We start from the raw sequence: 14,964 nt of genomic DNA, 5'->3' as shown, positions 1-14,964 counted from the left end.
CCCCCCTGGGAGTCCGGGTCGCGAGCGCCCGGTGATCGTGCGCTCGTCAGTGCTGACATTACGGTTCGCGGACCCGTTCCGAGCCCCGCCGGAGATCACGGTTTCATCTCGGTACTACCGGCTCTCATCTGGGGTTTCTCACAGGAACGCGCGACGACGGACGGGAGGCGCGGGGCGGTCGTGCCCCGCGCCTCCGGTCCGTCAGGCGGTCGCCGTGACGTGCCTCAGCCGAGTCGGCGACGGAGGCGCCAGACGAGCAGGCCGGCACCCGATGCCAGGAGGCCGAGGGTCCACGCGAGCGGGCCGGCCTCGTCGGCGCCGGTGTACGCGAGGGTGCCCGATGCGGTCGGCGTGTGGGGGGTCGTGACCGTGGTCGTCGCCGTCGGCTGCACCTCGAAGCGGATGGTGCTCGTCACGTCCCCGGACGCCACGGTGACCGTGTGCGGCGACGCGTGCTCGAAGGTCACCCACGTGGCCGCAGCCTCGGGGTCGTACTCGATGCGGTCGCTGGCCACATCGCTCGTGAAGGTGAGGTCGGTGTGGTCACCGACCGGCTGCCCGTCGGCGTCCACGGCCAGGGCGCGGATCTGCACCCGGTCACCCTGTCGGGCCGGGATCGCGTCGACCCGCTGCGCATCGCCGTCCGCCGGGTAGTAGGTGATCACGTCGCCCTCGACGCCCCACCGGTCCCCGGTCGTCTCGTCCGCGGGGAGCACCCCGACGGCGATGCCGGCGACGGGAGCGGGGGCCTCGGAGACGCGGACCGTGAACGAGGTCGAGACGCCGCCCTCGGACACCGTCAGCGTGCGGGTACCCGGCTCCGAGAACGTCACCGTGTTCGCCGACCACTTCGGGTCCCAGACCACGCCGTCGGACGCGGTGGTGCTCGTGACGGTCGACCGCGGGTACTCGTCGCCCGGGGTGGTGCGGTTGCCCAGCGCGTCGACGGCCAGCCCCGCGAGGGTCATCGAGGAGCCGACGGTGGCGGGGACCTCCGACACCACGGTCTCACCGGTGCCACCCGGCGCGTACTCCCGGATCGTCCCGTCGGCGTCGACCTGCCAGCTCACGTCGGAGTCCGGGATGTCGACGCCGAACGTGACGCCCACCGGGGCGCCGGGCTCGATGTCGACCTGGATGTACTGCACCGCGGTCTGGTGCAGGTCGGTCGCGGTGACCTCGAACAGTGCGGGCCCGTCGATCGTGCTCTTCGGGGTGGCGCTCAGGACACCGGTCTGCTCGTTCCAGGACCAGCCGTTGACGTCGTTGTTCGGGAAGAAGTTCAGCGGGTTGAACAGGTACTCCAGCGGGCCGTCGCCGCCCTGGGCGGTGAAGGTGTGCGAGAACGGCTGGCCGGCGGTCGCGGTGAGGACGATCGGCGAGTCCTTGGTCGACGGCTCCGCCCAGGTGACGGGCGTCGATGCCTCGGGAGCGGGTTGTTCGGCGGCGGGGGTCGTCGTCCCCGGGTCCGCGGTGGGCGTCGTGGTCGAGGCCGGGGTGGGTGTCGGCGTGTTGTCCGGCGCCGCCGTCTCGGTGGTCGGCCCCGAGTCGGTGGTCGGTGCCGGGTCGGCGGGCGCGCCGTCCGGTGCGCCGTGCTGCGTGTCGGTACCGGTGGTGGTCTCGGTCTCGGTCTCGGTCTCGGTGTCGGTGTCGGTGCCGGCCGCCGTGGTGTCGGGTGCGGTGGTCGCGTCTTGCGGTGCCGACGTCGCGGTGGTGCTCGGTGCGGCAGTCTCGCCGGTCGCCGCGGAGGCGGCGCTCGCGCCGATGCCGAACGCCGACGAGGCGGTGACGATCGCGATCGCCGCTCCGATCGCCGCGCTGCGGCGGAGCGTGTACTTGCAGGACTGGTTCATGGGATCCCCCTCGGATGCCTGGGTGGGACGCTCGATCAGCGTCCTCTACCCAGGGAATGTCCCACGACGACCGGTCCTGACGTGTCGGAGGTCACGGATCGGTCACGACGTCCGTACCGGTGTCACCGACCGCTGCGGCCGCGCGCTCCAGGGCGTGGCGGAGTGCGCGGACCGCAGGGGAGGACGACCCGGCCGACCGGACCACCGTGAAGATGGTCCGGCGCGGGTGCTCGGGCAGCTCGACCAGTCGGCACGTCGTCGTCCGACCCGTCCACATGAGGTCGGGCATCAGGCTGACGGCGTTCCCGGACTCCACGAGCCGGATCTGCGTCTGCAGGTCGGCGGTCTCGTAGCGGACGTCGGGCTCGAAGCCCCAGCGTCGGCAGACCTGCTCGGCGAAGTGCCGCGACGCGGTCCCGCGGGGCTCCATCACCCAGGGCAGCGCGCCTGCGTCCTCGATCGACGACACCGGTACGAGCGCGGTGTCCACCGGGGGCAGTGCGAGCCGGACCGCGTCGGTGGTCAGATCCGACCGGTCGAGCCCGGGAAGGTGCGGAGCCGCGTGCGCGGGGTACTGCTCCGCGATGACCACGTCGAAGTCCCGGGCCCACGTCTCGTGCAGGGCCGTCTCCGGTTCCCGCTGCACCATCTCGATGCGGACGTCCGGGTGCTCGGTCGCCATGGCGTGCAGGGCGTTCGGCATGAGGGCGAGGGCCGCGGACTGGAACACCGCGACACGGATCCGCCCCTGCACGGTCGGCATCGTCTCCTCGACCTGCGACTGCGCCAGCTCGAGGACGTCCAGCACGTGCCCGGCCGCCTGCACCAGGACCTCGGCCTGCGGGGTGAGCTGCAGGCGCCGGCCGGCCTTCCTGAGCAGGGGCACGCCGGCCTCGCGCTCCAGGGTGCTGAGCTGCTGCGAGACGGCCGACGGGGTGAAGTTCACGGCCTCGGCGACCGCGGCGATCGTGCCCCGGATGGAGAGCTCACGGAGCAGGACGAGACGGCGGACATCGAGCACGTGCTCACGGTAGCGGAACTTACGGGTACCCATCACGAACCGTTGCTTCCGCTGATGAGTCGGGCGCTCCACACTGAACCCATGACGACCCTGCACGAGCACCCCGCCACCGACCACGACGCCTTGGCGGACCAGTCCGTCGCACTCGTCCGACAGTGGCTGGCCGAGGCCGAGTCGTTCCCGGTCGACGGCTCCGCCAAGCAACTCGCCGGGGTGCTCGCCGACCCCGCCGGTCTGGACTTCGCGGTCGGCTTCGTGGACGGCGTCGTCCGCCCGGAAGACCTGGCCGTCGCCGCCCGCAAGCTCCGGCAGATCGCACCTGCAGCCCCCGGGTTCCTGCCCGCAGCGATGCGCGGACTCGTGCGCCTCGGTGGCGGCATGGCCCCGGCCCTGCCGACCGTCGTCGTGCCCATCGCCCGCCGGGTGCTCCGGGGCATGGTCGGCCACCTCATCGTCGACGCGACCGACTCGAAGCTCGGGCCCGCCATCGCCAAGATCAAGCGGGACGGCGTCCGGCTCAACGTGAACCTGCTCGGCGAGGCCGTGCTGGGCGAGCGCGAGGCCGCACGCCGGCTCGAGGGCACGCACAAGCTCCTGGCGCGCGACGACGTCGACTACGTGTCGATCAAGGTCTCGTCGACCGTGCACCCGCACTCGCCGTGGGCGTTCGACCACGCCGTCGACGACATCGTCGAGCAGCTCCGCCCGCTGTTCGAGCGCGCCGCGGCCTCGACCCCGGCGAAGTTCATCAACCTCGACATGGAGGAGTACAAGGACCTCGACCTGACGATCGCGGTCTTCACCAAGCTCCTCGACGAGCCGGCGTTCCTCGGGCTCGAAGCCGGCATCGTCCTGCAGGCGTACCTGCCCGACGCGCTCGCCGCGATGGAGCAGCTGCAGGAGTGGTCCGCCGCCCGCCGCGCCCGCGGTGGTGCTGGCATCAAGGTCCGCCTGGTCAAGGGCGCGAACCTGCCGATGGAGCAGGTCGAGGCCTCGGTGCACGGCTGGCCGCTCGCCACCTGGCACACCAAGCAGGACTCCGACACCAACTACAAGCGGGTGCTCGACTGGGCGCTCACCCCGTCGCGCGTCGAGAACGTCCGCGTCGGTGTCGCCGGGCACAACCTGTTCGACGTCGCGCACGCGTGGCTGCTCGCCGGCGAACGAGGCGTTCGGGACGGCATCGAGTTCGAGATGCTGCTCGGCATGGCGCAGGGCCAGGCGTCGGCAGTGAAGAACACGGTCGGTTCCCTCCTGCTCTACACGCCGGTCGTCCACCCCGGCGAGTTCGACGTCGCGATCGCGTACCTGATCCGTCGCCTCGAAGAGGGCGCCTCGCAGGACAACTTCATGTCAGCAGTCTTCTCGCTCGTGTCGTCGCCGCCGCTCTTCGCCCGCGAGGAAGAGCGCTTCCGCGCCTCGCTCGTGCCGCTCGCCACACCCGAGGGCCTCGCCGCTCCCGCGTCCCACCGCGTCGCCGACCGCTACACGGCCGTCGGGCGACCGGGGCCCGGCCGGTTCGAGAACACGCCGGACAGCGACCCGTCGGTCGCGTCGGTGCGCCAGTGGGGTTCGGCCATCACGGACCGGATCGCGTCGTCGACGCTCGGCGTCCGCGCCGTCCAGGAGGCCCGGGTCGACTCCGCCGCGTCGCTCGACTCGGCACTCGCTCGCGTCCAGGCCGCCGGTGCGGTCTGGGGGACCTGGTCCGGTGCCGCTCGCGGCGCCGTGCTGCACGCCGTCGGCGACGCGCTCGAGGCGAACCGCGCAGCACTCATCGAGGTCATGGCCGCGGAGACCGGCAAGACCATCGACCAGGCCGACCCCGAGGTGTCCGAGGCGATCGACTTCGCGCACTTCTACGGCTCGCTCGCGTCCCAGCTCGACGACCTCGACGGTGCGACCTTCACGCCCGCCACGCTCACCCTCGTCGCGCCGCCGTGGAACTTCCCGGTCGCGATCCCCGCCGGCTCGACCCTGGCCGCACTCGCTGCCGGGTCCGCCGTCGTCCTCAAGCCGGCGCCGCCCGCCGAGCGCTCCGGGGCCGTCCTCGCGTCCATCATCGAGACCGCCCTCGACGCCCACGGCGCCCCGGCCGACGTGCTCGCGTTCCTGCAGGTGTCCGAGAACGAGCTCGGCCAGCAGCTCATCGCCTCGCCGATGGTCGACCAGGTGATCCTCACCGGTGCCTACGAGACCGCCGAGCTGTTCCGCTCATTCCGCCCGGACCTGCCGCTGCTCGCCGAGACCTCGGGCAAGAACGCCGTGATCGTCACCCCGTCGTCGGACCTCGACCTCGCGGTGAAGGACGTCGTCGCCTCGGCCTTCGGGCACGCCGGCCAGAAGTGCTCGGCCGCGTCGCTCGTGGTGATGGTCGGCTCGGTCGCGAAGTCGAAGCGCTTCCGCAACCAGCTCCTCGACGCCGTGTCCTCGCTCACCGTCGGCTCGCCGACCGACCCCACCACCCAGATGGGACCGATCATCGAGCCGGCGTCGGGCAAGCTGCTCGCCGGCCTGACGACGCTCGGCGCGGGGGAGACCTGGGCCGTCGAGCCGAAGCAGCTCGACGAGACCGGCAAGCTCTGGAGCCCCGGTGTCCGCCAGGGCGTCCGCCGCGGCTCGGAGTTCCACCGCACCGAGTACTTCGGCCCGATCCTCGGCATGATGACCGCCGACACCCTCGACGAAGCGATCGACATCGTCAACGAGGTCGACTACGGCCTGACCTCGGGCCTGCACTCGCTCGACCCGGCCGAGATCGGCACCTGGCTCGGGCGGATCCAGGCGGGCAACCTCTACGTCAACCGCGGCATCACCGGTGCGATCGTCCGCCGCCAGCCGTTCGGTGGGTGGAAGAAGTCGGCCGTCGGCGCGGGCACGAAGGCCGGCGGGCTGAACTACCTGCTCGGGCTCGGGTCGTGGGCGCCTGCTGCGTCGACTGCTGCGTCCGTTCCTTCTGCTCCGGTCAGCGCCTTCGTCCGTGCGGCCGGGGTCACCTCGCCGGTGCTCGACCGGTCGCTGGCGTCGGACGAGCAGGCCTGGTCGACGCTGTTCGGCACCGCGACCGACGTCTCGGCTCTCAGCGCCGAGCGGAACATCGCGCGGTACCTGCCGTTCCCGTCGGTGCAGGTGCGCCTGGCTTCTGGTGACGAGGATGCTGTTCCTGACCTCGTCCGCGTCGTCGCGGCTGCGCTCCGGGCCGGCACGGCGATCGACGTCTCGACGGCCGCCGCGCTGCCGACACCCGTCGCATCGGCGCTCCGCTCGCTGCCCAACGTGCGCTCCGTGTCGCAGGCGGTCTCCGACGAGTCCTTCGCGTCGTCGATCGCGGCGGGCCCGTCGACCCGTGTCCGGCTCATCGGCGGCGACACGTCGACGCTGTACTCGGCGATCGGCGGGCGTCCCGACGTCGCGGTGTACGGCGGCCCCGTGACCGAAGCCGGGCGGCTCGAGATCCTGCCGTTCGTCCGCGAGCAGGCGGTCTCGATCACGGCGCACCGCTTCGGCACGCCGAACCACCTGACCGACGAGCTCATCTGACCGGACCGCGGCGCTGGCGTTCGGGTCCAGCGCCGCTGTCCGGTCGCCGCACAGTGTCGGGTGCTTCGGAGGGGCAGAGCGTTGCCTCGGGTGCGCGTCGCAACCACGGCGCGCACCCGACAGCACTGGCGTCGGGTCGAACCCGGAGGAGCCCCACCATGACCGAACCGTTCGCACGTCCGACCGCCCTCGCCCACGTCCGCGTCACCGTGACCGACATCCACCGCAGCAAGGCGTTCTACCAGCAGCTGCTCGGCACCGACCCGGCGATCGACTTCAGCGACCAGGTCGACGAGCCCGGCGTTCGCGAGGACCGTGAGCGCTTCTACGGCGGCTCCGTGTTCCGGCTCGGCGACCAGGTCTTCGGTCTCCGCCCGGTCGCCCCGGCGGGGCAGACGTTCGATCCGGATACCGTCGGGCTCGACCACGTGAGCTTCGTCGTGGGGTCGGTCGACGAACTGCACCAGGCGGCTGCACGTCTCGACGCCGCGGGGGTCGAGCACGGCGAGGTGACCGACCTCGGCGACGCCGGCATGGTGATCCTGTCCGTGCAGGACCCCGACGACATCAACCTCGAGCTCGCTGCCCTCAAGTCCTGAGCAGTCCTGAGCAGTCCTCGGGCCGCGGGCTAGCATGGGGTGACGAGAGGGGACGTCATGCGCTTCATTCAAGCCATCGGCCGGGGGATCGGCTTCGTGTTGTCGACGGCGGCGAAGGTGCTCGGGACCCTGAACGGCGCAAAGCCCGCGGGTGACGACCTCGCTGTGCGGCTGAACCAGCCCCGTCGCGACGACTACCGCCCCTGACCGGGCGTCGTGCGCGCGGTCAATCGACGACTGCGGGCTCCTGGGCGACCATCGTGCCGGTCACGAGCGCGCGCAGCGACTCCGGTAGGGGGATCGGTCGGCGGGCGCCCTCGCGGTCGATGATGACGTGCGCGAACTCACCGGTGGCGAGCAGTGCGCCGTCGGACTGCCGGAACAGGCCGAACTCCCACGACAGGCTCGTGTTGCCGAGGTGCTTGGACCGCATCCCGACCTCGATGACGTCCGGCCACACGGCGGACTCGACGAAGCGGCAGCTCGACGACACCAGCACTGCGATCCACTCCGACGTGAAGGGGTCGAGACCCGCTTCCTCGCGGAACCAGTACGTCGACGCGTTGTCCATCGCCGAGTAGTAGATCGTGTTGTTGACGTGCCCGAACATGTCGTTGTCGTTCCACCGCGTGGGGTAGAGGCGGCGGAACGGGTACTCGTCGATGGTCATCGGTCTCCGATCGGAGGTGCGGGTGTGGCGTGATCGGCGGCGGGGCGCAGCACGTACTCGAACGCGGCGCGTGCCCGGACGGGGTCGGGGGCCTCACCGGAGATGAACTCAGCGTAGGTGAACGACTCTGAGATCCGGACGAGCAGCCGGGCGAGCTCCTCGGCGGACAGCGGGGCCGGATCGAACTCGCCGGACGACTGCTCCTCGACCACGAGCGCGGTGACCCGCTCGACGAACCGGCTCTGCACGTCGCTCTCCGAGGTGGTCAGCAGGCGCATCGCCCGCGCGGGCTCGCGGGTCAGGAAGGCGCGGAAGTAGGTGGCGTCGATGAGGTCGGCGGTGAACCGGTCGAGCACGTCGACGATGCGCGCCGCTCCGGACGACCCGATCGTGTCGGCAGCACGGGACGCCCGGTCGAGCGTCGGGACTGCGAGGGACCACAGGATCTCGGACAGCAACCGGTCACGGTTGCCCACCCACCGGAACAGTGACGTACGGTCCACGCCGAGTGCGGCAGCCAACGCGCCCATGTCGATGCGGGAGCCGTCGATGAACGTGTGGCGGGCCTCCCGGAAGGCGCGCAGCGCAGAATCCGATGTGTACACGCGAGCCTCCCTTGCAACGTTTTCGAGAATGATGCATCGTTGGTTCCATGTCAACGCTGACGCCCACGACGGGCCTCCTCGAATCGGACTTCTACGGCTTCCAACAGCAGCTGACCGAGCCGGAGCGTGCGTCGATCGGGCGACTCCGCGAGTACCTCGAGCGCGAGGTCGCGCCCATCGCCGACGGGTACTGGGCACGCGCCGAGTTCCCGATGCAGGTGATCGCCCCGCTCGCCGAGCTCGGGATGTACGGGCCGGGGATCCCGCTCGTGCGCCAGTTCGAGAACTCGGCCGTGTACCGCGGGTGGGCTGCGCTCGAGCTCGGACGCGTCGACGCCAGCGTCGCGACGTTCATCGGCGTGCAGTCGGGTCTGGCGATGAACTCGATCGCCGTCGCCGGCAGCGAAGAACAGCAGCGCGAGTGGCTGCCGCGCATGGCGGCCGGCGAGCTCATCGGTGCGTTCGGCCTGACCGAACCGCTGTCCGGCAGCGACTCCGCCCGTGGCCTGCGCACCACCGCCCGCCGCGACGGCGACACGTGGGTGCTCGACGGTGAGAAGCGCTGGATCGGCAACGCCACCTTCGCCGACGTCGTCGTCATCTGGGCGAAGGACGTCGCGGACGAACAGGTGAAGGGCTTCCTGGTCACCACGGACACCCCCGGCTTCACCGCCACGAAGATCGAGGACAAGATCGCGCTGCGGGGGGTGCAGAACGCCGACATCGTCATGCAGGGGGTGCGTGTGCCGGAATCGCGTCGGCTCCAGCGCGCCGACTCGTTCCGGTCGACGGCGGAGGTGCTCCGTCTGACCCGCACCGAGGTGGCCTGGCAGGCCGTCGGCATCGCGGTCGGCGCCTACGACGCGGCGCTCGCGTACGCCCGCGAGCGGATCCAGTTCGGTAAGCCCATCGCCGCGCACCAGCTCGTGCAGGACCTGCTCGTGAAGTCGCTGTCGAACATCACGGCCTCGATCGCGCTCTGCACGCAGGCCTCGGCCATGCAGGACGCCGGTGTCGGGGGCGACGAGCACTCCGCCCTGGCGAAGGCGTTCGCGACCGCGAAGATGCGCGAGACCGTCGGCTGGTGCCGCGAGGTGCAGGGCGGCAACGGCATCGTGCTCGACAAGGGCGTCGCCCGGTTCTTCGCGGACGCCGAGGCGATCTACTCGTACGAGGGCACGCGCGAGGTGAACACGCTCATCGTCGGTCGGGCGATCACCGGGCAGGCCGCGTTCGTGTAGCGCGGGGCTCGGGTCGGTCGGGTGGATCCGACCCGGAACGACGTTCTCGATGTCGTGCGACGTCGATCGTGTCGTTCCGGGTCGACCGCCACGCCCGCGCTACCCGAGCAGCTCCGGCCGCTCCCACTCCTGGCCGAGCACGTGCTGCCCGAGGAACGCGAACACCGTCTCGTACCAGACCACGGCGTGCTGCGGCGAGAGCACCCAGTGGTTCTCGTCCGGGAAGTACAGGAACCGGTGCGGCATCGTGCCGTCGTCGGCCGCGTGGTGCTCGGCGAGCTCGGACCACAGTCGCAGCCCCTCGCCGATCGGCACCCGGTAGTCCTTGTCGCCGTGGACCACGAGCATCGGTGACGTGATGTCGGCCACGAAGCGGTGCGGGTCGTTGGCCTCGATGCCGGCGGCGTCGAAGATCGACGACCAGTACTGCGACGCGTCCGTGGTGCCGTTGAACTGGTCGAGCGCCCACAAGCTCGCGTGCGTGACGATCGCGCGGAAGCGGTCGGTGTGCCCGGCGACCCAGTTCGCCATGTAGCCGCCGAACGAGCCGCCCATCGCCGCCGTGCGGGTCTCGTCGATGTCCGCTCGGGCCTCGACCACGTCCGTGATCGCCAGCAGGTCGGTGTACGGCGCCTGCCCCCACGCGTTCCACCCACGGTTCACGAAGTCGAGCCCGTAGCCGGTCGACAGTGCCGGGTCCGGCAGCAGCACGGCGTACCCGCGCGCCGCCAGGAGCATCGGGTTCCACCGCCACGACCACTGGTTCCACGAGTTGAGCGGTCCGCCGTGGATCCAGAGCAGCAGCGGGTGCGGCCCGTCACCCTCCGGCACGACCAGCCAGCCGCGCACGCGCGCGCCGTCGGCCGCGGTCGTCTCGACCTCTTCCAGGTGCGCGGGGACCTCGGGCAGGGGCGCAGGCGTCGCGAGCGGGGTCACCTCGCCGTCCGTCGCGATCCGCACGGGGTGCAGTGGTGCCGCCCAGGAGGCCCGGAGCGCCACGACCGCGCCCGTCGCCTCCGCCACGCGCAGGCTCGAGTACGCCCAGTCGTCGTGGGTCAGCTGTTCGACGGCTGCGCCGTCGAGCGGGATGCGGAACACGGGCGCCCGGCCGTCCTGGTCGGCCACGGCGAGCAGTGCCCGGTCGCCGTGCTCGAACACGAGCTCGCTCGGCCAGCGGTCCCAGTCGGTCGCGATGCGGCGCGGGTCCGACCCGTCGATGCCGGCGGTCCAGACCTCTTGCTGGTTCGCACCGGCGGGGGTGGAGCGCACCGTCCGGACCCAGGCGATCGTGCGACCGTCGTGGCTCAGGGTGGGCATCTCGCGGTCGACGTCGGCGTCGTCGAACAGCACCGTGCGGTGGCCGCTGGTGCAGTCGATCGTGACGAGCGTCGAACGGTCCCCACGGGCCTCCCGGACGCCCACGGCTGCCAACAGGACGGAACCGTCGGGCGTGAGTGCCCCGGCGACGTGGTCCAGCGACCGGCCGGGAGCCGGCGTGCGGTCGGTGAGGCGGGGGAGCGCGGTTGCGTCCTCGGCGTGGTCTTCGGTCTGGCCTTCGGCCAGGTCGAGCGTGAGGATGTGGGTCTGGTCGGGACCGAGGTCGTGGTCCCAGTACCGGACCGGGTACGTCTCGTGCAGGATCGCGCGGACCTTCTTGTCCGTGCGGGCCTTCCGGAGCTGGGCGTCGGCGTCGACCACGGTGGCCGGGTCGGTACCGGCGCCGGGCAGCAGGTCGGCGGTGAGCGCGACGGTGTCGGCGGCCGCAGCGGTCGCCAGGACGCCGCCGACCCCGCCGGTGAGCCGCGTCAGGGGGCGCGCTTCACCACCGGCCGCCGGGAGGACCCAGAGTTGCGCGGCCTCGACGTCGGTGGCATCGGCGTCGGGGCGGGCCGAGACGAAGAGCAGGTCGCCGCTGCGGGTGAAGGAGATGCCGCCCTCGCCCTTGGCGGAACGGGTGAGGCGGACCGGGCGTGCGGTGGGTCCGTCCGCGTCGACGGTCGGGGTCGCGGGCACCTGCCAGATCGAGCGCCGGTACCCGGTGCCGTCCGGGTCGAGCACACTGACCGTCAGGGCGACGCGCTCACCGTCGGGGCTGATCGCGATCCCGTCGACCCGGGGGAGCGCGATGTACTGGTCGAGGTCGGAGAACGGCGTCGTCATGCGACCACGCTCACCAGGTCATCGGCCCAGAAGGCGGCGATCTGCTCGGCGACCGCAGTGCCCTGGGCGCGGCCGGCTTCGGCCGAGGGCGCCTGGGTGGCCAGCGAGAGCGAGTTCGTGCCGAAGGCTTCCTGCGCGGTGCTGTCCGCCACGACGACCTCGACCGAGCTGCCGCCGGCGCGGAGCGACTCGACCGCGACGTCGAGCCACGGGCCGACCGGCGACGGACCCTCGGGACCGCAGGCGATGACGAGGACACGCTCGTGTCCGGCGGCGGCGTCGGCGTTCGTGCCGGAGCGGACCCCGCCGTCGACGTACGGTCGGCCCTCGATGCCGACGGGTGACCACACGAAGGGCACGGAGCAGCTCGCGGCGACCGCACGGGAGAGCGGGACGCCGTCGGCCGCGGTCAGTAGTCGGAACGTGCCGTCGGTGGCGTCGACCGCGGTGATCGCGAGCGGCTTCGCCGGCCAGTCGGTGGACGGCAGGGTCTCGGTGAAGGTCGCCACGCGCTCGTCATCGGACTGTCCGTCGGTGACCTGCTGGGCGGCGAGGCCGAGGCGGGCGCGCGCGTCCTGCTCGCCGGTCGCCCCCTCGAGCGCGGCACCGATCCGCTGCTGGACGGCGTCGGTGTCGATGGCCGGCGGCTCGACGTAGGTCGTCGGCGCGGGGGTGTGCTGCTGGTCGTACGCCTGCTGCACCGCGCCGTTCCGGACGAAGGCGCCGACGACGCTGCCGGCGCTCGTGCCGACGACCAGGTCTGCGGCATCGAGGTCGACGCCGGCGTCCTGCAGGGCGGTGAGGACGCCGACCTCCCAGGCGATGCCGGCGACACCTCCGCCCCCCAGGACGAGGGCTCTGGATCCGGGAACGGGCGTGCTGGCATCGGTCATGGGTCTTGCTTACCAGCTGCGTGCGACGGGCCGGTGGAGCCCGACGGATCCTGTGGAGAACCGACCTGTGGACAACTCCGTCTGCGTCGGTGGCGTGACCTAGCGTCGTGGTCATGGGGCAACAGCGTTCAGGACGGGTCGGCACGGTCGGGTGGCCGATCGTGGTGGCGGCCGCGCCCACTGCGGCGTTCCAGCTGCCGAACCTGTTCGTCACCCCGGCTGTGCGACTGTCGCTCGTCGTGTTCGGGCTCGTCGTGCTGGCCGGTGCCGTGGCGGTGCAGGTGGTCCGGACCCGACGCAGCGACGCTGCGCGGGCGGTGGCCGAGGAGAACGCGACCGGGGCCGGACTCGAACAGTCGACGGCGGTCCGGTACGCGTTCGGCCAGATCGCCACCCGGCTCGTCCGGTTCACCGAACTGCCCCGTTCCGAGCGCCACGGCGAACTCTCCGTCGTCGCCGACCGGGTCGCCGTGGCCCTGGCGTTCTACCTGCTGCCGAAGGTGCCCGACGTCCGGGCAAACGTGTACCAGCTGTCCACCGATCTGCGTGCGCTCGAGCCGATCGGTCACGGGGGTGCCGGCGACACCGCCGGGGTCTTCCGCGCGGGCACGCCCTACGGCGACCGCAACCTCGAGTGGGTGCTGGTCGGGGGATCACCCCGGATCGTCGGCGACCGCTCGGCCGACGTCGACGTGGACCAGGACGTGCCGGGCTTCGAACCGCGCTACTCGTCGTACGTCTCGGTGGTGATCCGGTCCGACCAGTACTCGTTCGGCATGCTCACCGTCGACTCCCCGGTCCCCGACGCCTTCACCGAACTCGACGCCAAGAACATCGCGATGATGGCGTCGTTCATGGCCGTGGCGTTCTCGTTGACCTACTCGTTCCCCGAGCGCGACCGCAATCCAAGGAAAGGCCCGTGATGCTCACACGCTCTGTCGGACGCTCGACGTACGATGCCCTCATGACGACCGTGAACCCTGCTCCGCCGTCGTTCGGGCGTGCCCGGATCTCATCGCCGAACTGGAACGACACCACCACCGACGCCGACTACGAGGACCTCGACGTCATCGCCGCCAACATCGAGCGCGAGCGCGAAGCAGCCCGGATCCGGGTCGCCGCAGCCATCGCCGCGCGCCTGGGTCGCTGACCCTTCCCGCATCGTCCACCACGAACGGCTCCCACGGGTGTGGGAGCCGTTCGTGGTCTGGGCATCGGGGCTACTGCGCCTGGGGCACGTCGATCAGCACCTTGCCGACGGTGTCCTGCTCGAGGGCGTCGTGCGCGTCCGCGGTGCGGGCGAGGTCGAAGCGGGTGAGCGGCAGTCCCGCGTCCGCGCCGACCGGCAGCACGCCGTCGTGCAGCGCCTCGGTGACGTCCTCGGCTGCTGCGGCCAAGGCCTCGTCGCCGATCGTGTAGAGCAGCAGGAACTGGTAGCGCGCGTTCACGCTCATGTTCGGGCGGATCGGCAGCGTGGCCTCGTCGCCGCCGTTGTTCGCGTAGATCGACACGACGCCGTGGTTCGCGAGGACGTCGGCGACCAGCTCGGCGTTCTGGGGGATCGACACCTCGACGACGATGTCGACGCCGTCCCGCGCGATCTCGCGGATGCGAGCCGCGGCGTCGTCCTGCCGGTAGTTCACGACGTGGTGGGCACCCGCCGCGGTGGCGAGTGCGGCCTTGTCGTCCGAGCTGATCGTCGTGATCACCGTCGCGCCGGCCCAACGGGCGAGCTGGATCGCCGCGTGCCCCACCGCTCCGGCACCACCGGCGACGAGCACCGTGACGCCGTCGAGCGCACCGGGGCCGAGTCGTGCGGGGCCGTCCTCGTGCGTCGTGAGGGCGCGGTGCGCGGTCATCGCCGGGACACCGAGCGAAGCACCGATGTCGAAGCTCGTCTCGTCGGGCAGGCGGACCGCTCGGGTCTCCGGCACGACGGTGTACTCCTGTGCAGTTCCGGTCGGGCGCGAGGCGGCGGCCATGAAGAGCCACACGCGGTCACCGACGGCGAGGTGCTCGACACCCGGGCCGACCGCGTCGACGACACCGGCGCCGTCCTGGTTCGGGGTGATCTCGGGGAAGGGCAGTCCGTCGCCGTAGGTACCGCCGGCCCGGGCCTTCCAGTCCGTCGGGTTCACGCCGGAGACGACGACGCGGACGCGGACCTCGCCGGCGCCGGGTTCGGGGACGTCCCGCTCGACGAGTTCGAGGACGCTGCTGTCACCGGGCTTCGTGTAGACGATCGATCGCATGCCCCCAGGCAACCACTCGCCGCCGTCGGGGATTCCGAGTGTGGGCGTGGCGGCACTTCGTGAGCACAAATGGTCGGGTGCGTTCGGCGGACCCGACCATTTCTGCTCACGAAGCGCCCCCCGCCCCGCC

General features: G+C 71.6%; 13 protein-coding genes. 6 read left to right on the top strand and 7 right to left on the bottom strand.

Features of this window, described 5'->3' with window-relative positions:
* Positions 1 to 224: 224 nt before the first annotated feature.
* Both GVL05_RS18420 and GVL05_RS18415 read right to left on the bottom strand, forming a co-directional pair.
* Positions 225 to 1,853, bottom strand: a complete 1,629-nt coding sequence (locus GVL05_RS18420) for a hypothetical protein (RefSeq protein ID WP_159574079.1) — start codon at positions 1,851 to 1,853, stop codon at positions 225 to 227.
* Positions 1,854 to 1,944: 91 nt separating this feature from the next.
* On the bottom strand, positions 1,945 to 2,874 hold the full coding sequence (locus GVL05_RS18415; RefSeq protein WP_159574078.1) for a LysR family transcriptional regulator: 930 nt from the start codon (positions 2,872 to 2,874) through the stop codon (positions 1,945 to 1,947).
* An 81-nt stretch (positions 2,875 to 2,955) separates the two neighbouring features.
* On the opposite strand from GVL05_RS18415, the gene GVL05_RS18410 reads away from it, so the two are divergent.
* The 3 genes from GVL05_RS18410 (at position 2,956) to GVL05_RS18400 (ending at position 7,220) form a co-directional block, all read left to right on the top strand.
* A complete protein-coding gene (locus tag GVL05_RS18410; RefSeq protein WP_159574077.1) occupies positions 2,956 to 6,414 on the top strand; it encodes a bifunctional proline dehydrogenase/L-glutamate gamma-semialdehyde dehydrogenase in 3,459 nt (1,152 codons plus the stop codon).
* Between the two features lie 158 nt (positions 6,415 to 6,572).
* Positions 6,573 to 7,013, top strand: a complete 441-nt coding sequence (locus GVL05_RS18405) for a VOC family protein (protein WP_123292422.1) — start codon at positions 6,573 to 6,575, stop codon at positions 7,011 to 7,013.
* Between the two features lie 57 nt (positions 7,014 to 7,070).
* Positions 7,071 to 7,220 carry a hypothetical protein gene (locus GVL05_RS18400; protein WP_159574076.1) on the top strand — a complete coding sequence of 50 codons (150 nt, stop codon included), beginning with the start codon at positions 7,071 to 7,073 and terminating at the stop codon, positions 7,218 to 7,220.
* Positions 7,221 to 7,239: 19 nt separating this feature from the next.
* Here the strand turns inward: GVL05_RS18400 and GVL05_RS18395 are convergent, their stop codons facing one another.
* Together GVL05_RS18395 and GVL05_RS18390 are read right to left on the bottom strand one after the other, a co-directional pair.
* Positions 7,240 to 7,683, bottom strand: a complete 444-nt coding sequence (locus GVL05_RS18395; protein ID WP_159574075.1) for a thioesterase family protein — start codon at positions 7,681 to 7,683, stop codon at positions 7,240 to 7,242.
* The gene (locus GVL05_RS18390) at positions 7,680 to 8,288 is read right to left on the bottom strand and encodes a QsdR family transcriptional regulator (protein WP_159574074.1); all 609 of its coding nucleotides are present in this window, start codon (positions 8,286 to 8,288) and stop codon (positions 7,680 to 7,682) included. Before GVL05_RS18390 ends, GVL05_RS18395 begins: the two co-directional genes overlap by 4 nt.
* 47 nt (positions 8,289 to 8,335) lie before the next feature.
* On the opposite strand from GVL05_RS18390, the gene GVL05_RS18385 reads away from it, so the two are divergent.
* Positions 8,336 to 9,529: an acyl-CoA dehydrogenase family protein gene (locus GVL05_RS18385; RefSeq protein ID WP_131922576.1), complete on the top strand. Its 1,194-nt coding sequence runs from the start codon at positions 8,336 to 8,338 to the stop codon at positions 9,527 to 9,529.
* 99 nt (positions 9,530 to 9,628) lie between these two features.
* Here the strand turns inward: GVL05_RS18385 and GVL05_RS18380 are convergent, their stop codons facing one another.
* Positions 9,629 to 11,689, bottom strand: a complete 2,061-nt coding sequence (locus GVL05_RS18380; protein WP_159574073.1) for an alpha/beta fold hydrolase — start codon at positions 11,687 to 11,689, stop codon at positions 9,629 to 9,631.
* The gene (locus GVL05_RS18375; RefSeq protein WP_159574072.1) at positions 11,686 to 12,582 is read right to left on the bottom strand and encodes a patatin-like phospholipase family protein; all 897 of its coding nucleotides are present in this window, start codon (positions 12,580 to 12,582) and stop codon (positions 11,686 to 11,688) included. The genes GVL05_RS18380 and GVL05_RS18375 overlap by 4 nt, the downstream gene beginning before the upstream one ends.
* Before the next feature lie 113 nt (positions 12,583 to 12,695).
* On the opposite strand from GVL05_RS18375, the gene GVL05_RS18370 reads away from it, so the two are divergent.
* A complete protein-coding gene (locus GVL05_RS18370; RefSeq protein WP_159574071.1) occupies positions 12,696 to 13,505 on the top strand; it encodes a hypothetical protein in 810 nt (269 codons plus the stop codon).
* Between the two features lie 41 nt (positions 13,506 to 13,546).
* Positions 13,547 to 13,732 (top strand): hypothetical protein, encoded by a 186-nt coding sequence (locus GVL05_RS18365; protein WP_123312988.1) that lies wholly within the window; start codon positions 13,547 to 13,549, stop codon positions 13,730 to 13,732.
* 70 nt (positions 13,733 to 13,802) lie between these two features.
* Here the strand turns inward: GVL05_RS18365 and GVL05_RS18360 are convergent, their stop codons facing one another.
* Complete coding sequence (locus GVL05_RS18360) at positions 13,803 to 14,834, bottom strand: NADPH:quinone reductase (RefSeq protein WP_159574070.1); 1,032 nt, start codon at positions 14,832 to 14,834, stop codon at positions 13,803 to 13,805.
* Positions 14,835 to 14,964 lie beyond the last annotated feature (130 nt).

The organism is Curtobacterium sp. 18060 (genome assembly GCF_902706105.1).
Classification (GTDB): domain Bacteria; phylum Actinomycetota; class Actinomycetes; order Actinomycetales; family Microbacteriaceae; genus Curtobacterium.
Note: the sequence above shows the minus strand (reverse complement) of the source record. Positions and strands in the feature narration are given on the sequence as shown.